The sequence below is a fragment of the Devosia beringensis genome (genome assembly GCF_014926585.1).
Lineage (GTDB): Bacteria > Pseudomonadota > Alphaproteobacteria > Rhizobiales > Devosiaceae > Devosia > Devosia beringensis.
Window position 1 is genome coordinate 1,603,769 of sequence record NZ_CP045422.1, and the last position, 21,519, is coordinate 1,625,287.

Sequence of the window (21,519 nt, forward strand, 5' to 3'; positions counted from 1 at the left end):
CCGGGTCCCCGCCATTCGAGCGTAGCTCTCATGGCCTCCTCACCTAAAATCGCTCCACTGGAGCGATTTGCCTGCGGCCGGTTCGAAGCCCCCTGAAGGGGGAGGGGCGGTTCGGTGCGTGGGGTGAGTTCGCCGCGTCAGGTGCGCAGCACGCCGCCGGTGGACTTGGTGACGGCGGCGACGACGGCGGCGGAGACCTGGTCGATGTCTTCGTCGGTCAGGGTCTTGTCCATGGGCTGGATGGTGACGGCGATGGCGACGGACTTCTTGCCGGCTCCGACATGGCTGCCTTCGAAGACGTCAAAGATATTGACGTCGCGGATCAGCGCCTTGTCGGCGCCGCGGGCGGCGCGCAGGATGGTGGCGGCGGTGACTGCGCTGTCGACGACAAAGGCAAAGTCACGGCTGAGCGGCATGAGCGCGGACAGCGCCAGAGCCGGCTTGGTGCGGGTAGCCTTCTTGCGCGACTCGGGCAGCGCGTCGAGATCGATCTCGAAGGCGGCGACCGGGCCGCTCAGATCGAGCGCTGTGGCCCAGGCCGGATGCAGTTCGCCGAACCAGCCCAGGGTGACCTTGGGGCCCAGGGCAATGCGGCCGCCGCGGCCGGGATGGCTCCAGGGTGCCGGTTCGGCCAGGATCTGCACCTTGTCGATATCGACGCCCAGCGCATCGAGCACGGCGGCCAGATCGGCCTTGGCGTCAAAGACACCAACCTTGTCGGCCTTGCCCGACCAGTGACGACCCGAGCCATTCAGGCCGGCCGTGCCGGTGCGGATGCCGGTGGCATAGGTGTGCTGGCCCTCGGGGCTGGCCGAGAGGAAGACCTGGCCGACTTCAAAGAGGCCGAGATCATCCAGGCCGCGATTGGTGTTGCGCAGGGCGGCCGCCAGCAGGCCGGGCAGCAGGGAAGGCCGCATGTCGGTCATGTCGGCGGCGATGGCATTGGCCAACTGCAGCTCTTCCTGGCCGCCACCGAAGCGGGTGGCTTCGGCATGGCTGATGAAGCTCCAGGTGACCGCCTCGTCCAGCCCGCGCGATGCCAAAGCCCGGCGGGCGATGCGGCGACGGTTCTGGATGGTGGTCAGCATGCGCGGGGCGACATGGCTCAGCCGAGCCAGCGGCTCGACCGGGATATTGTCGACGCCGACCATGCGCATGACCTCCTCGACCAGATCGGCCTTGAGGGTGACATCGGGACGCCAGCTGGGGACTTTCACCGTGAAGACATCGCCCTTGGGGGTGAGCTCGAATCCGAGCTTGGAGAGGATGGCGGTGACGATCATCGGCTCGACATCGAGGCCGGTGAGGCGGCGCACTTCGCTGAGCGGGAAGTCGATGGTGGTATCAGCATAGACGTCCTCGCCCGACACAGCCGGCTCCATGGCCTGCCCGCCGCAGAGCTCGAGCACCAGGCGCGTCGCCAGCTCGAGGCCGGGATCGGTCAAGGCCGGATCAACATGGCGCTCGAGGCGATAGCGGGCATCGGAGACGATGCCGGTCTTGCGGCCGGTGCGGGCGATGAGATCAGGATCCCAGCTGGCGCATTCCATGAAGACATTGGTGGTGGCGTCGGTGACGCCGGAGCGGATGCCGCCCATGATACCGCCGAGGCAAAGCGGGCCGGTATCGTCGGCGATGACGGTCATGGTCTCGTCGAGGACATAGACCTTGTTGTCGAGCGCGTCGAAGCTCTCGTTGCGGGCATTTCGCAGCACGGGCTGGCCGTCGAGCTTGTCGGCATCATAGGCGTGCAGCGGCCGGCCCCAGCCGAGCGACACCCAATTGGTGATGTCGACAATGGCATTGATGGGGCGCAGGCCGACGGCGCGCAGGCGCTGCTGTAACCAGGCGGGGGACGGGCCGTTCTTGACGCCCTTGATATAGCGACCGCCGAAGCGGCGGATGGCCTTGGGCTCGTCCGCGCCGAACTGGTGCGGCAGCGGGGCGATGGGGCTTTTGCCCTGCGAGGGCACCGGGGACATATCAGTGGTCTTGAGCGTGCCCAGGCCATAGGCGGCCAGATCGCGGGCAATGCCATAGACGCCGGTGGCGTCGCCACGATTGGGCGTAATGGAAATGTCAAAGACCACGCCGTCAATGCCGGCATAGCTGGGATAGCTGACGCCAATGGGGGCGTCGGCGGGCAGCTCGATAATGCCGTCGTGGTCCTCGGAGAGTTCGAGCTCGGCATTGGAGCAGAGCATGCCATTGGAGACCTGGCCGCGGATATTGCCCTTGCCGATGGTCATGTCCTTGCCCGGGATATAGGTGCCGGGGAAGGCAAAGACGGTCTTGAGGCCGGTGCGCGCATTGGGGGCGCCGCAGACCACGTCGATCAGCTCACCGGTGCCGGCATCGACCTTGCAGACGCGCAGGCGGTCGGCATCGGGGTGTTGCTCGGCCGAGACCACATGGGCGGTGACGAAATTGGCCAGCGCCTTGCCCTGGTCTTCCATGGCCTCGAGTTCGAGCCCGATCAGGGTCAGCGTCGTGCCGATTTCAGTGGCGGACGCATCGGTGTCGAGATGTTCCTTGAGCCAGTCGAGGGTGAATTTCATGGATATGGGCCTTTAGCGGAAGTCGCTGGCGCTGCCGGTAATGGCCGGCAGGCTGCGGGAAATCTTGAACAGTTCGACCAGCACATTGGCAAAGCCGCGGGCGTCGTCGATGGCACGGTGGGTATGGGCGATGTGACCGTAGAATTCGGCCGGCAGCTTGCTCATGCCCCAGTCGAGATAGGGCGCGCCACGCAGGGTGCCGGCCATGGTATAAAGGCAGATGCCGCCGCCGCGAAAAATCTGGCGGCCCTTGAACGGACCGGACAGGGCGCGGGTGCCGGCATATTCATCGAGATAATGATCCATCCACAGCCCGTCAAAGATCATCGGCGCGGCGACGAAGACCTTGGGGCCGGGCAGACTGTCGACCCAATCGGCAAAGCGCGGCATGACCACGGCCGGGTCTTCGGCATTGGTCGTGGCGGCCGCCCAGGCCTCGGGCTGGGTTTCCCACCATTCCATGGTGGTCTCATTGGTGGTGCGGTCGGGGCGCTGCAGCAGCTGGGCCTCGAAGTCGCCATAGGAGGTGCCGTCGGCGGCGATGGCGACCGAGGCAAAGCTCAGCATGGAATTGTGCAGCGGGGTGGGGCCATCGCTTTCGATATCGGTGACGATGAAGATGGGCGTGGCGACCTGGTTATAGACGTCGCGCCCGGCCGGCAGCACGGTTACGAGGCGGAAGGTCTCGCAGACCAGCTCCATATCGGGCGAGAAGCCGCCATTGCGGGCGAAATAGGCCTCGTGGCCGGCGCGCCAGGCGGCGTAGTCGCCCTCGCCTTCCCTGTCGGTGAAGTCCGGGCCAACATCGTCGAAGCGCCTTGTTTCGACGCTGAGCGTCTCGATGACGCAGGCGGGCACACCCGCGCCATTGCGCACCACATCGCGCCGCCCGGGCTCAGGCATGGGCTCGCCGCCGGGACCATAGTCGCGCAGCGCGCCACAGGTCGCGGTCTTCCTGCCGGCCAGCACCAAAGCCAGCAGTTCATCGGCCAGTTCGGGCGAGTCGCCGAAGCTGAACTGGACGGCGTCGGCATAAAGGGGCGGGAGGTCGACCATTGGTCTAGCTGCTCAAGCCGCCAAACAGGGTCGGCAGATCCAGCGGGCGGAAGCCGTAGTGGTCGAGCCAGCGCTGGTCGGCGTCGAAGAAGGCGCGCAGGTCCGGCATGCCGTATTTGAGCATGGCGATGCGATCGATGCCCATGCCCCAGGCAAAACCCTGGTAGATCTCCGGATCGAGCCCGGCATTGGCGATGACATTGGGATGGACCATTCCGCAGCCGAGGATTTCGAGCCAGTCGCTGCCTTCGCCGATCTTGACCTCGGCGCCGGAGCGATCGCACTGCACATCGACTTCCATAGATGGCTCGGTGAAGGGGAAGAAGCTGGGGCGGAAGCGCAGGGTGACGTTGGGGACCTCGAAATAGGCCTTGAGGAATTCCTCGAGCACCCAGCGCAGCTGGCCGATATGGCTGGACTTGTCGATCACCAGGCCTTCGACCTGGTGGAACATGGGCGTGTGGGTCTGGTCGCTGTCATTGCGATAGGTGCGACCGGGCATGACCACCCGGATCGGCGGATCCATGGCGGGGGTCAGATAGGCGGCGGAAGGCTTGTCATTGGTCTTGTGCATGACGCGCATCTGCACCGGCGAGGTATGGGTGCGCAGCACCTTTTTGACGCCATCGGGGCCGGGCTTCATGAAGAAGGTATCGTGCATTTCCCGAGCCGGATGGCCCTCGGGGAAATTGAGCGCGGTGAAGTTGAGATAGTCGGTCTCGATATCGGGACCTTCGGCGATGGAAAAGCCCATGTCGGAAAAGATCGCGGTGATCTCGTCGATGGTCTGGCTGATCGGGTGGATGCGGCCACGCGCGGTGGGCGCCGGTTGCAGCGGCAGGGTGATGTCGAGGGTTTCAGCCGCGAGGCGGGCGTCGAGGGCGGCGGCGCCGAGCGCGGCGCTGCGGGCCTCGATGAGGCCCGCAATTTCGGCCTTGAGGCCGTTGATGGCCGGGCCGGCGCTCTTGCGCTCTTCTGGCGCCATGGAACCAAGCGAAGCCAGCAGCGCCGAGACACTGCCCTTCTTGCCCAGCGCGGCAACGCGGACGGCATCAAGCGCGGCCTCATCGGCGGCGGCGGCAATGGCCGCGCCAAGGTCGGTGCGCAGGGTATCGATCTGGGTATCCAGGGACATGGTATTTCTCGTCAATTCGGTTGGCTGCGTTAGAGCATTTTGAATGCGCGGAGTCAGGTGGAAAGTGCAGATTGGCCCTTTGAGCGCCGCTCTCATAGCCTTCTCACCTGAAGCGCTCCATCGGAGCGATTTGCCTATGGCAGGCTCGAAGGGCAAAGAAAAACGCCCCGCGCCAGCCCAAAGGGCAGCGCAAGGCGTCAAATTCGACCTCAGCAGGGCGGGGGAGAGTTAGGCGGCGGTGACGCGGGCGTGGGTAACGGTGTCCACGCTCTCGAGATATGCCAGAGCAGCCTTGGCCTTAGCGACCAGCACGTTGAACGCTTCAGGCTGGGTGATCGCGAGATCGCTCAGCACCTTACGATCGACGGCAATCTCAGCCTTGCTGAGGCCGTCGATAAATCGACCATAGGTCAGGCCCTGATCGCGCACGGCAGCGTTGATACGCTGGATCCAGAGGGCGCGGAAATTGCGCTTCTTGATACGACGATCGCGATAGGCATACTGGCCGGCCTTTTCGACGGCCTGCTTGGCGATACGGATCGTCGACTTGCGGCGGCCATAATAGCCTTCTGCAGCCTTGAGAACTTTTTTGTGGCGGGCGTGATTGGTAACGCCTCTTTTAACGCGTGACATGTGTCAGCTTCCTTTCAGCGTTAGCGATTGTACGGCATGTACCACTTGACCAGACCCTCGTCGCCCTTGGACAGGATCTTGGTACCGCGGTTCGTGCGAATGTACTTGGCATTGTGGTTGATCAGGCGGTGGCGCTTGCCGGCGACGCCTGCCTTGACACGACCGGTCGCTGTGAAACTGAAACGCTTTTTGGCGCCAGATTTCGTCTTCATCTTGGGCATTTTGCGGGTCCTTATAAGAGATTGGATGGATTTGGCCCATCGCATTCAGAGATCGCCACGGCATGCCTGTTGGCCGGGCGATCCGGAGAAGTCGGCTCTATAGGCGGAAAGCGGGCGCAGAGCAAGAGCCCCAGGGGCTGCAAACGCGCGCTGGCCCCGCCTTGATCACCCCTGCCGGCAGCCGGTGGCCGGACCCGCGGCAAGTCAAGGGCGGCTCGGCCCCGTGCCATGCCCGCGAACGGGTGACCGGGGGACCGGGTCGAGGTGGCAATCCAGACGGGATTGTCAGACGTAAACAAGAGGTCGGTCAAAAAGGCCGGTTTGGCGCGGCATGCGACAATCTGGCACCCGGGTGGCGCTAAACCCCGGAGCGCCCGGCAATTTCAGGAAACATTTTCGACGTTATCACGCGTGAGTGTTCAGTTTATACGAACACCCAGTGAAACCTTTGTGGGGGGCTGAGCGTAACTCCTCCCGAGATCACAAACGACCTCTACCCAGCGTCACAAAGGATTACCCAAAATGAACATCTTCAAGACCTTCGCCCTGACCGCAACCCTGTTGGCCGGCGGCGCCACTGCAACCCTGGCTGCCAGCCCCTATGACGTCATGGACGGCGTGAGCTCGCTCGGCTCGATCCAGGAAGCCCGCGGCGCTACCGTGCTGCAGGTCAATGCGAACGAAGCCTTCACGCTCAAGTTCGACAATGACGTCAGCTCTGTCCAGGCCCGCGTCAAGAACAACCCAAGCCTGATCGAGACCATCGAGCGCCAGGGCTATACGATCGAGCAGATCGTCGGTGTCGCCGGCGACTTGAACAGCCTGACCCTCTACGCACTGTAAGAAGTCGACAGCCAGGGGCGGCTTGAGCCGCCCCCTCCCCTCTCTGCAGACCAGAACTGCCCAGCGACCCGAGCGGGTCGACGGCCGGCCCATGCCGGTCCGCTTCGGGCAGTCCCATCATCACCCAAAGGATATCATCATGACCACTCTCAAGATTCTCGCCCTGACCGCAACGCTGCTGGCCGGCGGCGCCACTGCAACCCTGGCTGCCAGCCCCTATGACGTCATGGACGGCGTGAGCTCGCTCGGCTCGATCCAGGAAGCCGGCAGCGCGACCGTGCTGCAGGTCAATGCCAACGAAGCCTTCACGCTCAAGTTCGACAATGACGTCGCCTCGGTCCAGGCCCGCGTCAAGAACAATGCCCGCCTGCTCAATGCCGTTGAACGCCAGGGCTATACGCTCGAGCAGATCGTCGGCGTCAGCGGCGACCAGAACAGCCTGACCCTCTACGCGCTGTAAGACCTGATCCGTCGCGACAGCATGGCCGGCCCCTCGTGGGCCGGCTTTTTTCGTTCAGGCAAGGCGTGGCTCGAGGTGATCCTCGAACAGCAGGCCGGGCCGGGCGGCCAAAGCCGGGCCGTAAAGCGGCTCGGCGGTGAGGGAAATCTCGAGAAAGCGCGTCAGCCCGGGCAGTTCGGCTGCCGGCAGGCCATAGTGATTGCCGGCCAGGCGCTTCAGCAGGGTGGTCTTGGATTGCATCATGCCGGCGGCAACATTGGCGCCGTTGCTCATCGAGGCGGCGCGCTTGATGTAGTCATGCAGCGGCGTGCCGAGATGGAAAGAAGCCGGCACCTGGCCATAGAGCTGCAGCAGAAATTCCAGATCGGTCATGTTGCTCATGGTGGGGTCATAGCGGCCATCGGCGCGGCGGCGATCCCAGACCAGCATGGAATCCATCGACAGGCTCACCCATTTGTGCTGGCCGGGGGTCAGGAGACGGTCTGGCCCCTGCCCGACAAAGCGCAGGTGCCGAAAGCTGTCATCCATGACATCGAGGGCGGTGGTGACGATGGCATGGTCAGCCAGAGCGGCCACGGCGCGTTCGAGCTTTTGCGGCTTGAAGCGATCATCGGCGTCGAGAATGGCGGCATAGGGGGTAGCGAGGCGGTCGAGCGCCACATTGCGGGCACGCGAGGCGCCCAGGCCCAGACCGCCACTCTCCAGGCAGATGATGCGGGGATCGGCGATGCCCGCGGCGGCCAGGAAGGCGGCATAGTCAAAGCCGTCATCGGCGACCAGCCAGAGCTGCCAATCGGCATGGGTCTGGGCCAGCACGCTCTGCACGGTGGTGACAATGGTGGCCTGCGCCTTGAAGGCCGGCGTGATGATGGAAACAGCCTGCGACATGGCGACCAGATCCTGACCTTGAACGAAGCGCGTTGAGGTCCCATATTTCAGCCAGACGCGCGATGCCACACTTATCGGGTCGCGGGTCGATACGTTGCTTGATGATCAAGGACGGCTGGCATGTCGCGTATTTCGGTATTTTCCGCCCCATTTCTCCTCGGCTTCGACAGCTTCGAGGAGCGTGTCGACCGGTTGGCCAAATCCGCCGACGGGTATCCGCCGTACAATATAGAGCGCACCGTCGATGCAGCGGGCACCGAGCAGTTTCTGGTGTCCATTGCGGTCGCCGGCTTTGGTGCTCACGAGCTCGAAGTGATGGCCGAAGACAACCAGATCATCGTGCGCGGCAAGCAGAAGGATGAAACCGGGCGGGAGTTCCTGCATCGCGGCATTGCCGCACGGCAGTTCCAGCGCGCCTTCCTGCTGGCCGACGGCATGATCGTGAAGGATGCAACTTTGGGGCATGGTATGCTCGTTATTGCCATAGAGCGCCCACAGACGCCCAAGATCGCTCGCCGTATCGAAATTCGCTCAGTCTGAGGAAAGGGCCGACCCATGCATGAAAAACGAAATGAAATGGCCGCCGCCAATCGCGTCATCCATCCGCTGAAATCGCTGACCCGCGCGCAATTTGCCGCGCTGGGCGGGGACGCCGTCGCCTATATGCGGCCCGTCAGCGGCGCCGTGCTTGGCACGATGATCACAGACGCGGTGTTCGAGGCCGAGGCGGAGTATCAGCTGCTGATGGGTGCCGATGGCACGCCGCTGCTGGTGACCGATACCGAAGATTCCGTCAGCGACTGGCTGGGCGAGAACAATCTGGGCCTGGCGACGCTGCATTAGCCGCTCTTCTCCCGAAACGACAAAACCCTCCGGACACGCCGGAGGGTTTTTTGTTGGCCGGCACCCAAGCTCAGGCGGCGTAGGTGACGGGCAGCGGCGCGGTGAGGATGGCATAGAGGCCGACCGGATCAGCGGTGGCGCGCAGCGCGTCGACAACCGATTCGGTGCGCAGCAGGCGGGCGACGCGCGACAGCGCCTTGAGGTGATCGGCGCCGGCCCCCGTGGGGGCCAGCAGCATGACGACCAGATCGACGGGCTGGTCGTCGACCGCATCGAAGTCGATGGGTTGATCGAGTCGGGCAAACAGGGCAGTCACGCTGCCCAGGCCGCCCAGCTTGCCATGCGGAATGGCGATGCCGTTACCGAGCCCCGTCGAGCCGAGGGCCTCGCGGCTGGTGATAGCCTCGAGGATCTCGGCCTGCGGGTGCCCGGTCAATGCAGCGGCACGAACGGCAAGGGTTTCAAAGAGCTGGCGTTTCGCGGTGATGTCCGTGCAAAACAGCACGGCACGCTCAGCCAGAATATCGGCCAGTTCCATTCAAATCGCCTTGAGATCAACTGCGCATATTGCGGCTCAAGGAGCGATCAATTCGCCCCCAGGGCTGGATCAATCCAGCCAATATTGCCATCGGAGCGGCGGTAGACCACATTGAGCCCGCCATGTCCAGCATGGCGGAACATCACAACCTGGCTACCGGTCAGATCAAGCTCCATCACAGCCTCCTCGACGCTGAGCTGGCGCAGGTTCTTGGTGCTTTCGGCGATGACTGGCGGTGCATAATCGGCATCGAGCTCGTCAAACTGGCTGCCGGCGTCAAAGACGGTGTACTGGGCGGTCACATCGTCGCCATTGCCGCGGCGAATCTGCTTGAGCTTGCGATTGTAGCGGCGCAGGCGCTTTTCGATGTTGAGCGCCATGACTTCGTAGGCGGCGGTCGGTTCGCCCCCCTGGGCGCTGGCCTGCAGGGTCGCGCCGGAATCGAGGTGAACCACGCAATCGGCGCGGAAGCCGATGCCGTCGGGGGTGAGGGTGAGATGCCCGTCATAACCACCATCGAAATATTTTCCGACGACGGCGGCGAAATGATCTTCGGCTTTACCCCGCAGGGCATCGCCGACATCCATGTTCTTTCCCGATACGCGTAAGGTCATGGCTTGTCTTTCCTTCTTGTCGTTGTGCGACGTCAGGACCTCCGAAAGCCGTTCCCGGTCTTCGGGATGACGCCTGTCGCCTGCCTTTTGGATATGGGTAGACGACAGGGGCAATGCTAGACCTGCGTGCCCTGCCGGTGCAATGCGCAAGTCCGGCATGAGGTTGGTTTATTGTGCAGACAGGACAAACAAAGCAGACTAACTTCTGCGGCGGCCCTTATCGCTTTGGCAAGCAAACCGGGGCGCTCAGGCCATCTGCTGGGCGTTCTTCATGCGGCGGCGGCGCATGACCGATGAGGGAATATTCATGCCCTCGCGGTATTTGGCGACGGTGCGACGGGCCAGTTCAATGCCCTGTTCCTGCTTGAGCAGGTCGGCAATGGTGTCGTCGCTGAGCACGGCAGTGACCAGTTCGGCCTCGATCAGCTGCCGGATGCGGTGACGCACGGCCTCGGCGGAATGATCATTGCCACCATCGCTGGCGGCAATGGCGGTGGTAAAGAAATACTTCATCTCGAACAGGCCGCGCGGGGTGGCCATGTATTTGTTGGCGGTGACCCGGCTGACGGTGGATTCGTGCATGTCGATGGCTTCGGCCACCATGCGCAGGGTCATCGGCTTGAGATGGGCGATGCCATGGGTGAGAAAGCCGTCCTGCTGGCGGACGATTTCGGCGGAGGCCTTGAGAATGGTCTGGGCGCGCTGGTCGAGGCTCTTGGTGAGCCAGTTGGCGGTGGCCAGGCAATCGGAGAGGAAGGCCTTTTCACCGGGGCCGCGGGCCTGACGGGTGACGCTGGCATAGTAGACGCGGTTGACCAGAACGCGCGGCAGCACCTCGGAATTGAGCTCGATCTGCCATGCGCCGTCAGGGCCGCGCCGCACGAAGACGTCGGGCACCACGGTTTCGACCGGCCCGCTATCAAAGGCCAAGCCGGGGCGTGGATCGAGCCGGCGCAATTCGCCCAGCATGTCGAGCAGGTCCTCGCGGTCGCAGCCGAGGACGCGCATCAGACCGGCCATGTCGTGTTCGGCGACCATGCCGAGATTGCCGAGCAGGGCCTGCATCATCGGATCGAGGCGGTTGCGCTCGCGCAGCTGGATGGCAAGGCATTCGGGCACGGTGCGGGCAAAGACACCGACGGGATCGCAACCCTGCAGGGCCGCGAGCACGGCCTCGATATCGGCCAGCTCGGCGCCCAGCTGATCGGCCAGCGCCTCCAGGTCGGTGGTCAGGTAGCCGGCCTCGTTGAGGCCGTCGATCAGATGGCGGGCGATCAGACGGTCGGCGGGGGTGCGCAGGATGAAGTTGGACTGGCCTTCCAGATGCTCGCTCAGGACCGGGCGGGAGGCGACGAACTGGTCAATATCGGGGGCCTCGCCGGCCGCGCTGGCGCCATTGCGATCGAGCCGGCTGGCGGGATTGAGCTGGTCCTGCGCGCTCTGGTCGGGAAAGACATTGTCCACCGCCGTATCATAGCCATCGGCAATGGAATCGGCGTCCTGGATGCGGTCGCCGCGATCGACGGTGTCCTCATAGGCGCTGATCTCGGTGGAGCGCTCGGGCGCCTCGGCGGGCTCGGCATCGGGCGCGGCGCCATCCTCGCGCTCGAGCAGCGGATTGCGCAGCAGCTCTTCCTCGACGAAGCTGTTGAGCTCAAGATGGCTGAGCTGAAGCAGACGAATGGACTGCATCAGTTGCGGCGTCAGGGTCAGGCTCTGGGCCTGCCGGAATTCCAGACGCGGCGAAAGTGCCATTAAGCTCTAGACCTTTAGCGCAAGGATAGGCCGCATGCGGCCGGGTTCGGAGGCAAAGCATGACGCATTATCGGGCAGCGGGCAAGCAGGCGGCAAAGGCGGCGGCAAAATTCGTGCCAAGTCCGATCACGCCATCGTGCGCCGAACCGCGGCGTCAGATGGCGAAATTCTCGCCGAGATAGACGCGGCGGGCATCGGGATCGGCGCTGATGACTTCAGGGGAGCCCTGAATCATCACCTTGCCGCCATGGATGACATAGGCGCGATCGACCAGGCCCAGCGTCTCGCGCACGGCGTGATCGGTGATCAGCACGCCGATGCCGCGCTGGGTGAGCTGGCGCACCAGGCCCTTGACCTCGGCCACGGCGATGGGATCGACGCCGGCAAAGGGCTCGTCGAGCAGCATGAAGGCCGGATCTGCAGCCAGGGCGCGGGCGAGCTCGACGCGGCGGCGCTCGCCGCCCGACAGGGCCAGCGCATTGGACTTGGCCAGATGCTGGATGGAGAATTCGGCCAGCAGCGCGGCGAGGCGAGCCTGGCGCGCTGCCTTGCCGCTGATATGGTTTTCCAGCACGGCCAGAATATTGCCGGCAACGGTGAGGCCGCGAAAGATCGAGGGCTCCTGCGGCAGATAGCCGATGCCGAGCTGGCCACGCTGGAACAAAGGCAGATGGGTGATGGCGCGGCCATCGAGCTGGATGGAGCCCGAATCGGGTTTGACAAGGCCCATGATCATGGTGAAGACGGTGGTCTTGCCGGCGCCATTGGGGCCGAGCAGGCCCACCGCCTCGCCACGGCGCACGGCAATGGAGACGTCGCGCACGACGACGCGCTTGCCAAAGCTCTTGGCGAGGCTATGGGCGACGAGCCAGCCGGACTGATCGACGCGCGGCTGTGACGGCTGGGTGGACAGGGTCATTGTGAGGAAAAAGTTCCGGTAACCCGGCCGCTCTGGCCACTGGTGAAGGTCGAGACATTGGTCTCCAGATTGACCACGAGCTCGTCGGCATTGACGGTGCCGCCGGCATTGATGACCACGACATTGCCGGTCAGCCGCAGCAACTGGTCGCCGGGGGTGAAGACGGCGTGCTCGCCGGTGGCCTCCTGGTCATCGGTCTTGAGGCGGACATCGCCGGTAGCGTCGAAGGTCTTGAGGTCCGTGGTGCCGCCGGCGCCATAGGTGGCTTCCACCTTGGTGGCCCAGACCGTCACGGTGGGGTGGACGACCACGACATTGCCGGTGAACACGGCCGTGTTGGAGGTCTCGTCGAGGGTGAAGAGAGCGGCGGTGATATTGACCGCCTGCTGGGCAAAAGCCGGGGCAGCGAACAAGGTGAGCGCGAAGAACGCAATCAGGCGCAGCATCATGGGGTTTCCGATCCAGGCGTCGACGGCAGCGTGACGTTCACGCGGGAGAAAGTCCAGACTGCCTCGGTGACATCATAGGTCATGCCGATGCCGTCAAGCGAGGACCCATCGGCATAGTCGACATGCACCCGCCCCCTGGCCACCAGGGTCTGGGCGGCGTAGTCGAACACTAAATCCACAACCGTCGCGGTGGTTCCGGTGGATTCGGCGATGATGGCGACGCCCGGGATGGTCACGGTCTCGGCGCCGCTGTCGAGCCGGGCTGCGTGGGCGGTTACCTCGGTCACCACCCCGCCGGGCCGGTTCATGGAGAGCGCTGCCTCCTCGAGGTCGATCTCGTTAGCGGCCGTAATGGCGGCCTGGGCCGATCGGGCCCAGACGCGGTAGCTGGTGCCATCGTCAAGCACGCCGGAATATTGCGGGGTTTCGATGGTGACCGCCTCGCGCGACACCTCGATGCGGCCGACGCCGAAGCGGGCCGAGAGGCTTGAGAGGTAGATCTGCCCGACCAGCAGGACGAGCACCAGGATGCCGAGCGCCGGCACGCCGACGCGCAGGATGGCCACCAGGCGGTTGCGGCGCGCCAGGCGCTGATAGATGGCCTCGCGCTGGGCGGCATCGGCCTGCAGGTTCATCACCGTCATGGCCATCAGCTATGGGCGAAGATGTCGATCTCGCCCCAGCCCAGCAGATCGAGTTCGCAGCGCGTCTTGAGAAAGTCAAAGCACTGCCGGGCGAGCTCGGTGCGGCCTTCGCGCGCCAGCATGCGATCGAGATGGCGCTTGAGATCGTGCAGGTAGAGCACGTCGGAAGCGGCATATTCGAGCTGGGCGTCGCTGAGCTTGTCGGCGCCCCAGTCCGAGCTCTGCTGCTGCTTGGACAAGTCGACGCCGAGCAGTTCGCGGGTGATGTCTTTCAGGCCGTGGCGATCGGTATAGGTGCGGACCAGCTTGCTGGCGATCTTGGTGCAGTAGATCGGGCCGGTGACGACGTCGAAGCGGTTCTTGAGCGCCGCCACGTCGAAGCGGGCATAGTGGAAGATCTTGGTGACGGCGGGATCGGCCAGCAGCTTGACCAGATTGGGGGCCTGGCTGACATCCTTGGGGAGCTGGACGATATCGGCGCTGCCGTCGCCGGGCGAGAGCTGGATGACGCAGAGCCGATCGCGATGGGGGTGTAGGCCCATGGTCTCGGTATCAATCGCGACTTCGCGGCCGTCGTAATTGGACAGGTTGGGCAGATCGCCGCGGTGCAGACGGATGGCCATGGAAATCCTCGCAGGAAGAGTAGCTCCCTGATGCCACAGCATCACGGCATTGGAAAGGCTGGGCAGGGGACGGGCGGCAGTGCCGCGATCACAAAGCCGGGCGGCGGCGCCGGCGCACCAGGACGGACAGGCCGAGGCCCAGCAGCAGGGCAATGAGCAGGGGCCAGTAGCGGAGCTGGCTGAACGGGGTGGCAGCGAGCCGTTCATCGGGACGCACGTCGAGGGCATCCATCTGCAAGACCGGCAATTGCGCGGTAATGCGGCCGAGCGGATCGGTGGCAAAGGTCAGGCCAGAATTGGCGGCGCGAACCAGGCTCATGCCCTCCTCGACGGCCCGGATGCGGGCATGATGGGCGTGCTGGGCCGGGCCGATGGAGTGATCGAACCAGGCATCATTGGTGATGTTGAAGAGGAACTGGGCCCCTGCCGTATCGCCCAGATCGCCGGAAAACAGGATTTCGTAGCAGATCAGCGCCAGCAGAGCGGGCTTGCCGGGCAGGCTCATCAGGCGGCGGCGGGCGTCGCCATGGCTCCAGCCTTCGGCGCCGGGCACGAACTGCTTGATGCCCAGGCTGGCAAAGAAGGGGGCGAAGGGCAGGAATTCGCCGAAGGGTACCAGATGGGCCTTGTCGTAGCTGGCAATGATCTCGCCATTGCTGTCGATGGCCAGGATGGCATTGAAGGGCGGGCCGGAAGGCGTGGTGGTGCCGGGCTCATATTGCAGGCGCGGCGCCCCGGCCAGCAGGGTGGTGCGCTCGGGCAGCAGGCGGGCAATGCGGGCCAGCGCCTCGGGATAGGTGGAGAGATAAAAGGGCAGGCTGGATTCGGGCCAGACCAAAAGGTCGATATCGCCGAGACCCTGATCATCGGGGCCGGTGCGCATGTCCGAGAGCATGAGCAGGCGATCGATCAACGCCACCGGATCGGCATTGTTCCAGTCGGCATGCTCATAGACCAGCGGCTGCACCAGCCGCAGGGCCGTATCGATGCGTGGGGTGACCGTGGTGCCGGTGAGGCGGTTGTGGCCATAGCCGAGCTGGGCAGCGATGACAGCAATAGCGATGAAGAAGGGCAGGAGGCGCCGGCTGAGGCTGCGCTGGTCGGCCGGCCAGATCAGCGCCGGGGTCATGGCCAACAGCGCGGCCAGCAGGGTCAGGCCATAGATGCCGATAACGGCGGCCAGCTGCATCATCTCGTCATTGGGGGTGAGGGCATAGCCGAGCAGATCGAAGGGGAAGCCGGTCAGCACGTGACCGCGGGCCCATTCGGCCATGGTGAGGAAGGTGGCCAGAGTGACGATGCGCCAGGGGCCGTGGCTCCACAGCAGGTGGGCCAAGGCGCTGGCCAGGCCCCAGAATAGGGCGATCAGGGCGGCCAGCGCCAGGATGGCGAAGGGCATGATGACCAGCATGACCCCGCCCTCGACGAAGAAGGCGGCGCCCAGCCAGTGAAAGGCGACGGTGAAATAGCCCCAGCCAAAGGCAAAGCCGATGGTGAAGGCCGGGCCGAACAGGCGGCGCCAGCCACGGACGGTTTCGGCGCCATCGAGGCACCAGATCCAGACCGGAAAGGCAATGAACAGCGCCGGCAGGACAAAGAGCGGCGGCACCGACAGGCCCGCCAAAGCACCGGCCACCAGCAGCAGCACGAAGCGCCGCCAGCCATGACTGAGCATGGCGGTCTCGGCGAGCCAGGTCATGGCAATGGGCTCAGCGAATCAAAATCCATGGGCGCAAGCTGGCTGGTGGGGCAGAGAGCGTCAAGACGGGCAGGTTACAGCAGGCGGCTTGCCGGTGTCAGCATTGCAAAAGCCAATGCATGGTGTCAAAATCCGCTGCAATATCGATAGAAAGATAAGCCAAACCGATGGACCTCGACCAGCTACGAACCTTTGACAGAATCGTGCGGGAGCAGAGCTTCACCCGCGCGGCGGCCCATCTCAACATTACCCAGGCCACCGCCTCGATGCGGATGCGGGCGCTGGAGGGGTTGCTGGGCGTGACGCTGTTCCGGCGCGGACGCACGGTGACGCTGACCGACCAGGGCATGACCTTCCTGCCGTTTGCGCGGCGCATCATCGGCACGGCGCAGGAGGGGCGCGAAGCGCTGCGGCGGGTGGAGCGCGGCCGGATAGCCGTCGCCTCGCTGCGCAGCCTTGTCACCCCGCTGGTGACCGAGCCGCTGCTGCGCTTTCAGGCGAAATATCCGGGCGTCGACGTGGTGGTCAATGAAGGGCGGCAAAGCCAGATCGTGGCCATGCTGCATGAGCGCGAGGTGGAGATGGGCATCTTGTGCTGGCCCAATATCGATCCGCTGGTGGTGGACCTGGTGCCGCTATTGGTGATGCGCGAACGGGTGCCGCTGGTGGTTTCGCCCGAGATCGCGGCGCAGCTGTCGGCAGAGCCGAGCATCGAAGAGGTGCTGGCGCTGGTGCCGCGGGTGATCTCGCTGCGCTGGTGGCAGGCCGAGCCTGAGACGGCGGCGGCGCTGGTGCGGCTGGCCCAGACCAGCGTCGAACTGCCCACCGGGCCGGCGCGACGGCTGGCCACCAAGGGCCAGGGGCTGGGCTTTTTCGTGCATTCAGCGATTGCTGAGGATGTGGCGGCCGGCCGGCTGGTAGAGATTGCCCCGGTCAATTTTGCGCCGCTGCACCGCGACACCGCCATGGTGGTGCGCTCGACCAGCGCGCTGGAGCGCCCCATGCTGGCCGATTTCGTCGCCGAGATCGCGGCCGAATGCGCCGAGGTCGGCATGATCGTGGAAAACCGGCTGGGCAGCCTGTAAGTGCAGCGACTGGGTGGGCAAGGGGATAGCCGCCGACATCGTCGCCGCCGTCAGGTCAGCAGGCCGGCGGCTTTGACAGCCGTCAGGTAACTCCGGCTGATGGGCACAGTGGTACCGTCTTCGAGCTCCAGTACCGGCTTGCCCGCATGGCGGCTCGTCCTGCGCACGGCATCAAGGGCGATCCAGTGAGAGCGGTGGACCTGGAGACCGCGTACCGGGGCGGTTTCGCGGATGGCGTCGGAAAGACGAAGCAGCAGCAATGCGCGCCCCTTATCGGTGATGACCTCGACATAGTGGTCGGCCACAGCCAGATGTAGCAGCCTTCCCCGTTGCGGATGCGGCAACCGCTCAAGCAAGGCTGGCAAGGCTGACGCCTGCAATGCCGGAGGCGGGGCGACCTGGCGCCCGAGCAGGAAGGAGGCGGTAGTGACACCCAGCGAAACCAGCGGGCAATAGACCAATAGCGTGACGAGGCCCATCAGGTCCGCCTGCCCGAAGCCAAAGCTCAACCCGTTGATGAGAAAGACCATCAGGGCAATAGGAATGCCCGGCAGCACACCCGCTACCGCTATGCGCAGCCATACAGGTCGCAGTCTGCCCTCCAGCCAGGCGCCAAGGCCGGTGGCCACGGCAAAGCCGGCGGCATAGCTGAGAGCACAGACGGCCAGCCAGTAAAGCAGCCGCGGCAGCGGGTCGATAAAGGCAAAGGTGCCGAAGGGGCCGACCAGGCCGACCAGCACGCCTACGATCAGAATGCCCAGCCAGGTCCGCCGGTCCACGAAATGGGCCTGCGTTTGGCGCAGCGTGAAATGCATGGCTTTGTCGTTCACGTATGGCAACGTCCATCGGCGCAGGGGTTCTTGCCGGGGCAATCTAGTCGCGGCATGGCCAAGGGCAAGTGCTAACGGGAACCTTGCCATGTCGCTCACACCGCTGCTTGCCGCAGACCTCGCCATCCAGATCCACGCCTTTGCCGCCATCGCCGCCTTTGGCATCGGCGGCCTCGTGCTCTGGCGCCATAAAGGCACCGCCCTGCACAAGGCGCTGGGGCGGATCTGGGTGCTGTTGATGCTGGTGGTGGCGACCAGTTCGCTCTTCATCAACGAGATCAGAATGATCGGCCCGTTCAGCCCGATCCATCTTTTTGCGGCCCTGACCTATCTTGGCATCGGCCAGGGGCTGTGGGCCATAATGGTGAGGCGGGACGTGCGCGCGCACAAGGCGGCGATGCAGGCCGTCTACATGGGCGCGCTGATGCTGGCTGGAGCCTTCACTTTCCTGCCGGGCCGGCGCATGCATGACGTGCTGTTTGGCGCCGAGGCGGGCTGGATACCGTCACTGGTGCTCATAGCCATCGCCCTGGTGGCGACTGGCACGCTGTGGTTCCGCCTGACGCCGAAGCGGGCCGGCCCGGTGGCCCGCTGAACTAGGCCATGCCGATGAATATGCCCGCAGCAAAGACCAGGGCGCCGCCGACCACGACCTGCAGGGCAGCCCGCCAGAACGGGGTCTGCATGTAGCGGTTCTGGATGAAGGCGATGGCCCAGAGCTCGATGAGCACCACAATCACGGCGATGGTGGTGGCAATGGCGAAATCGTGGATCAGATAGGGCAGCGCGTGGCCGAGGCCACCAAGGGTGGTCATGATGCCGGCGGCAAAGCCGCGCTTGATGGGGGAGCCACGGCCGGTGAGCTTGCCATCGTCAGAGGCCGCTTCGGTAAAGCCCATGGAAATGCCGGCGCCGACCGCGGCGGCGAGGCCCACCAGAAAGGTCTGATGCGTATCGCCGGTGGCAAAGGCAGCGGCAAAAACCGGGGCCAAGGTGGAAACCGAGCCATCCATCAGGCCGGCCAGGCCCGGCTGCACATAGGTCAGCACGAACTGGCGATGGGCCTCGCTCTTTTCGGCGTCGCGGCCGGTTTCACCCAAGACCTCGGCGTCGATGCGATCGGCGGCCTTGGCGTGCTTGCGCTCCTGTTCGGCCAGATCGCCGAGCAGTTTGCGGATGGCAGCGTCGGTGGTCTGCTGAGCGGCGGCGAGATAGAAGCGATAGGCGCTTTCCTCCATCTCCCAGGCCTGCTGGCGGACCGCTTCCAGCTTCATGGTGGCCATCAGCCAGAGCGGCTTGCGGGTCAGAAAGCCGCGCACATGTTCGCGCCGGATCGGCACGAGATGGGGCCCGAAGCGGGTGACATAAAGATCGAGCAGGCGCCTGCGGTGCTCATTTTCTTCGGCCGCCATGCCCTCGAACAGGGCGCCAGACCCGGGATAGGTCGGGCGGAGGCGGGTCGCAAACTCGATATAGATGCGGGCGTCCTCCTCCTCGGCCGAGATCGCCAAGGCGAGGATTTCACGTTCGGAGAGGGAGGAAAAGGCACGACGATTATCGGGCAGGAAGCTGAGCATAGCGGCAACTTATTAGAATGGTTCTAAACAATGTTTAGAACCATTCCAAAGTGAAGGCAAGTGCCTCGGCGCTGCTCTGCCGCTAGACCAGCATGGACTGCTGGGCAAAGATTCCGGCCATGGCGCCATGCGACGAGGCCAGGGTAACGCTGGCCATGGGATTGGCGAGATCGCCGGCGGCATAGATGCCCGGCAGGCTGGTCTGGCGCTGGTCATCGACCTTGAGGGCGATGCCGACGGGGGTCTCCACGGTCTCAAGACCCAGGGCCGCGTGCAGGCTGGCCGATGGCTGGTTGCGCGGATGGGCGAACAGCACGTCCAGCGCGACATGGCGACCGGTGTCGAGATTGACGCTGGCGATCTGGCCGGCCGTGTGGGCGATCTCGACCAGCTTGCCATCGACGACATCGACTTGGCGGGCCACCAGATCAGCGCGAATGTCGGGCGCAATGTCGTGGCCATCGGCAAAGACCGTCAGATGGTCGGTCCAGTCGTGGAACAACGCCACGGCATGCTGGGACTGCGGGCCGGACCAGAGCAGACCCCAATGCTTGTCCGCCACTTCAAAGCCATCGCAATAGGGGCAGGGCACGATGGTCTTACCCCAGCATTCGGCAAAGCCGGGAATGGGGGGCATCTGGTCGGCGACGCCATAGCTGAGCAGGACACGACGGCCCCTGAGGCTGTCGCCGGCATCGGTATGGACGGCAAAATCGTCGATAGTGCCGGTGAGGCTGTCGGCGCGGGCGCTGACCAGCTTCACCGTGACGTAGCGGGCGAGCTGCTGGCGCGCCGCAGCCAGGATATCGAGCGGCGACTTGTGGTCGTGGCCGAGCAGGCCATGGGAATGGGCGGCGAAGCGATTGCGCGGCATGCCGGTGTCCAGCACGGTGACCTGGCGGCGGGCGCGGCCAAGCTGGAGGGCCGCGGCGAGGCCGGCAAAGCTGCCGCCGATGATGATGACGTCATCCATGAGGGGAGGCTCCGAGAGAGGGATGCAGGGGATGGGGGGTAGCCTGTTTGGCAATGTCGGCGAGCGAGACCCGGGCCAGGCGCGCGGCGAGCAGGGCCTCGGCATCGGCGAGGAAGTCGCCCATGACGGAATCGACGGCGCGCACGATGCCGCAACCCTGGTCGCCCGGATCGCTGGCCGTGCGGATCAGCAGGCTTTCACCCATGGCGGCATAGATGGCGTATAGGCTGATGGCTGTGGCGGGCTGCAGCAGGCGCCAGCCGCCGTCATGGCCCTTGGTGGCGCCGACAATGCCGGCTTCGCGCAGGGTGCCCAGCACGCGGCGCACGACGACCGGATTGGTCATCAGGCATTGCGCCAGGGTGGCCGAGGTCATGGCGGCATCGGGCTGCAGGTGCAGATGTACCAGAGCGTGCAAGGCGAGTGAAAGGCGGCTGGATCGTTTCATGTAACAATAATAGTTACATGTGATCCGACCTGTCAACCGTATCGACAGGGACTTGTTTCTGCCGCCACAGGCCGATGCTATGGTGCACTGAGCCTGTGCCAGCCCAAGGGGAGCCAATGCCGATGAAGACCCTGCTTGCCGCGATTGCCCTGAGTCTGGCGTCTGTCGTGACCGCCCACGCGTTCGATGCGGCGACCGAGGCAGTGATCGACGCCCAGAAGACCGGCAAGCCGATGGCGATCGAGGATGTGGCCGCTTTGATGCAGGCGAGCGAGCGCTGGTGCTATCTCGAGGAGGCCGGAAGCTGCGCCTGGACCGATGTCTATCTGGATGTCAGCCCGGACGGGGCGGAATATGAAACCGGCAATGCCTGGGACGAAACGGTCGACATTGCCCTGATCGACCGCGGCCGCTTCGAGAATGGCCGGGCGATCTGCGAGACCCACAGAGACTGGATGCCCAGCCTGCGGGCGACGCGGCGGACCGATGCCAGCCTCGTGAGTGGCCGCGCCCTGCGCGACCTCAAGGCCGAGATCGCCGCGGTGGTGGGCCCACCGAGCCAAGACTGCTTTGACTATGTGTTCCGCGGCGCCAACACGGCGACGCAGACGATTACCCTGCTGCAGCGACAGTCAAGCGAGGGCGTGCATGACCCGGCGCAGGATACGCTGGTGACGCTGCATTTCGACCCCGATACGGCAGCACGGCTGAGCCTGCGCTGGTAGGCG

General features: G+C 64.6%; 25 protein-coding genes. 7 read left to right on the forward strand and 18 right to left on the reverse strand.

Translation table 11 applies throughout. The annotated features are described in order from the left end of the window. Positions 1-137: 137 nt before the first annotated feature. From pheT to rpmI, 5 genes are all read right to left on the reverse strand, one after another. On the reverse strand, positions 138-2,558 hold the full coding sequence (pheT, locus tag GDR53_RS07795; protein ID WP_193337492.1) for a phenylalanine--tRNA ligase subunit beta: 2,421 nt from the start codon (positions 2,556-2,558) through the stop codon (positions 138-140). Between the two features lie 12 nt (positions 2,559-2,570). Next, the gene (locus GDR53_RS19925) at positions 2,571-3,614 is read right to left on the reverse strand and encodes an ASCH domain-containing protein (RefSeq protein ID WP_193337493.1); all 1,044 of its coding nucleotides are present in this window, start codon (positions 3,612-3,614) and stop codon (positions 2,571-2,573) included. A 4-nt stretch (positions 3,615-3,618) separates the two neighbouring features. Then, entirely contained in the window at positions 3,619-4,749 is a 1,131-nt protein-coding gene (pheS, locus tag GDR53_RS07805; RefSeq protein WP_193337494.1) for a phenylalanine--tRNA ligase subunit alpha, read from the reverse strand. A 228-nt stretch (positions 4,750-4,977) separates the two neighbouring features. Next, on the reverse strand, positions 4,978-5,382 hold the full coding sequence (gene rplT / locus GDR53_RS07810; protein WP_193337495.1) for a 50S ribosomal protein L20: 405 nt from the start codon (positions 5,380-5,382) through the stop codon (positions 4,978-4,980). 20 nt (positions 5,383-5,402) lie between these two features. After that, positions 5,403-5,603, reverse strand: a complete 201-nt coding sequence (gene rpmI / locus GDR53_RS07815) for a 50S ribosomal protein L35 (protein ID WP_035099236.1) — start codon at positions 5,601-5,603, stop codon at positions 5,403-5,405. Between the two features lie 522 nt (positions 5,604-6,125). Between rpmI and GDR53_RS07820 the strand changes: the two genes are divergently transcribed. Both GDR53_RS07820 and GDR53_RS07825 read left to right on the forward strand, forming a co-directional pair. Beyond that, complete coding sequence (locus GDR53_RS07820) at positions 6,126-6,446, forward strand: hypothetical protein (protein ID WP_193337496.1); 321 nt, start codon at positions 6,126-6,128, stop codon at positions 6,444-6,446. Between the two features lie 139 nt (positions 6,447-6,585). Beyond that, complete coding sequence (locus tag GDR53_RS07825) at positions 6,586-6,906, forward strand: hypothetical protein (protein ID WP_193337497.1); 321 nt, start codon at positions 6,586-6,588, stop codon at positions 6,904-6,906. Positions 6,907-6,960: 54 nt separating this feature from the next. Here GDR53_RS07825 and GDR53_RS07830 read toward each other — a convergent pair whose 3' ends face one another. After that, positions 6,961-7,794, reverse strand: coding sequence for a glycosyltransferase family 2 protein (locus GDR53_RS07830; protein WP_193337498.1), 834 nt, complete (start codon positions 7,792-7,794; stop codon positions 6,961-6,963). 120 nt (positions 7,795-7,914) lie between these two features. On the opposite strand from GDR53_RS07830, the gene GDR53_RS07835 reads away from it, so the two are divergent. Both GDR53_RS07835 and GDR53_RS07840 read left to right on the forward strand, forming a co-directional pair. Then, entirely contained in the window at positions 7,915-8,334 is a 420-nt protein-coding gene (locus GDR53_RS07835) for an Hsp20 family protein (RefSeq protein ID WP_193337499.1), read from the forward strand. A 15-nt stretch (positions 8,335-8,349) separates the two neighbouring features. Next, positions 8,350-8,637, forward strand: a complete 288-nt coding sequence (locus GDR53_RS07840; protein WP_193337500.1) for a DUF1150 family protein — start codon at positions 8,350-8,352, stop codon at positions 8,635-8,637. Between the two features lie 70 nt (positions 8,638-8,707). Here GDR53_RS07840 and GDR53_RS07845 read toward each other — a convergent pair whose 3' ends face one another. The 8 genes from GDR53_RS07845 to lnt all read right to left on the reverse strand — a co-directional run bounded on the left by GDR53_RS07845 (position 8,708) and on the right by lnt (position 15,878). After that, positions 8,708-9,175: a PTS sugar transporter subunit IIA gene (locus tag GDR53_RS07845; protein WP_193337501.1), complete on the reverse strand. Its 468-nt coding sequence runs from the start codon at positions 9,173-9,175 to the stop codon at positions 8,708-8,710. Between the two features lie 47 nt (positions 9,176-9,222). Beyond that, a complete protein-coding gene (locus tag GDR53_RS07850; RefSeq protein ID WP_193337502.1) occupies positions 9,223-9,789 on the reverse strand; it encodes a ribosome hibernation promotion factor in 567 nt (188 codons plus the stop codon). A gap of 246 nt (positions 9,790-10,035) precedes the next feature. Further along, positions 10,036-11,544, reverse strand: a complete 1,509-nt coding sequence (rpoN, locus tag GDR53_RS07855) for an RNA polymerase factor sigma-54 (protein ID WP_193337503.1) — start codon at positions 11,542-11,544, stop codon at positions 10,036-10,038. A 154-nt stretch (positions 11,545-11,698) separates the two neighbouring features. Next, a complete protein-coding gene (gene lptB / locus GDR53_RS07860; protein ID WP_193337504.1) occupies positions 11,699-12,463 on the reverse strand; it encodes an LPS export ABC transporter ATP-binding protein in 765 nt (254 codons plus the stop codon). Then, the gene (locus tag GDR53_RS07865; RefSeq protein WP_193337505.1) at positions 12,460-12,912 is read right to left on the reverse strand and encodes an LptA/OstA family protein; all 453 of its coding nucleotides are present in this window, start codon (positions 12,910-12,912) and stop codon (positions 12,460-12,462) included. Before GDR53_RS07865 ends, lptB begins: the two co-directional genes overlap by 4 nt. Next, on the reverse strand, positions 12,909-13,556 hold the full coding sequence (locus tag GDR53_RS07870; protein WP_193337506.1) for a hypothetical protein: 648 nt from the start codon (positions 13,554-13,556) through the stop codon (positions 12,909-12,911). The genes GDR53_RS07865 and GDR53_RS07870 overlap by 4 nt, the downstream gene beginning before the upstream one ends. A 5-nt stretch (positions 13,557-13,561) precedes the next feature. Further along, on the reverse strand, positions 13,562-14,179 hold the full coding sequence (locus GDR53_RS07875; protein WP_193337507.1) for a ribonuclease D: 618 nt from the start codon (positions 14,177-14,179) through the stop codon (positions 13,562-13,564). An 88-nt stretch (positions 14,180-14,267) separates the two neighbouring features. Beyond that, positions 14,268-15,878 carry an apolipoprotein N-acyltransferase gene (gene lnt, locus GDR53_RS07880; protein ID WP_193337508.1) on the reverse strand — a complete coding sequence of 537 codons (1,611 nt, stop codon included), beginning with the start codon at positions 15,876-15,878 and terminating at the stop codon, positions 14,268-14,270. Between the two features lie 167 nt (positions 15,879-16,045). Here lnt and GDR53_RS07885 point away from each other — a divergent pair, with 167 nt between their 5' ends. Then, on the forward strand, positions 16,046-16,963 hold the full coding sequence (locus tag GDR53_RS07885) for a LysR family transcriptional regulator (protein WP_193337509.1): 918 nt from the start codon (positions 16,046-16,048) through the stop codon (positions 16,961-16,963). Positions 16,964-17,013: 50 nt separating this feature from the next. Here GDR53_RS07885 and GDR53_RS07890 read toward each other — a convergent pair whose 3' ends face one another. Then, complete coding sequence (locus tag GDR53_RS07890) at positions 17,014-17,793, reverse strand: LytTR family DNA-binding domain-containing protein (RefSeq protein WP_193337510.1); 780 nt, start codon at positions 17,791-17,793, stop codon at positions 17,014-17,016. A gap of 88 nt (positions 17,794-17,881) precedes the next feature. Between GDR53_RS07890 and GDR53_RS07895 the strand changes: the two genes are divergently transcribed. Next, the gene (locus tag GDR53_RS07895; protein WP_193337511.1) at positions 17,882-18,388 is read left to right on the forward strand and encodes a DUF2306 domain-containing protein; all 507 of its coding nucleotides are present in this window, start codon (positions 17,882-17,884) and stop codon (positions 18,386-18,388) included. 1 nt (position 18,389) lies between these two features. Here the strand turns inward: GDR53_RS07895 and mbfA are convergent, their stop codons facing one another. The 3 genes from mbfA to GDR53_RS07910 form a co-directional block, all read right to left on the reverse strand. Continuing rightward, complete coding sequence (gene mbfA, locus GDR53_RS07900) at positions 18,390-19,370, reverse strand: iron exporter MbfA (protein ID WP_193337512.1); 981 nt, start codon at positions 19,368-19,370, stop codon at positions 18,390-18,392. 82 nt (positions 19,371-19,452) lie between these two features. Then, on the reverse strand, positions 19,453-20,343 hold the full coding sequence (locus GDR53_RS07905) for an NAD(P)/FAD-dependent oxidoreductase (protein ID WP_193337513.1): 891 nt from the start codon (positions 20,341-20,343) through the stop codon (positions 19,453-19,455). Continuing rightward, the gene (locus tag GDR53_RS07910) at positions 20,336-20,791 is read right to left on the reverse strand and encodes an RrF2 family transcriptional regulator (protein ID WP_193337514.1); all 456 of its coding nucleotides are present in this window, start codon (positions 20,789-20,791) and stop codon (positions 20,336-20,338) included. The genes GDR53_RS07905 and GDR53_RS07910 overlap by 8 nt, the downstream gene beginning before the upstream one ends. A gap of 122 nt (positions 20,792-20,913) precedes the next feature. Here GDR53_RS07910 and GDR53_RS07915 point away from each other — a divergent pair, with 122 nt between their 5' ends. After that, positions 20,914-21,516 carry a hypothetical protein gene (locus GDR53_RS07915; RefSeq protein WP_193337515.1) on the forward strand — a complete coding sequence of 201 codons (603 nt, stop codon included), beginning with the start codon at positions 20,914-20,916 and terminating at the stop codon, positions 21,514-21,516. Positions 21,517-21,519: the final 3 nt, after the last annotated feature.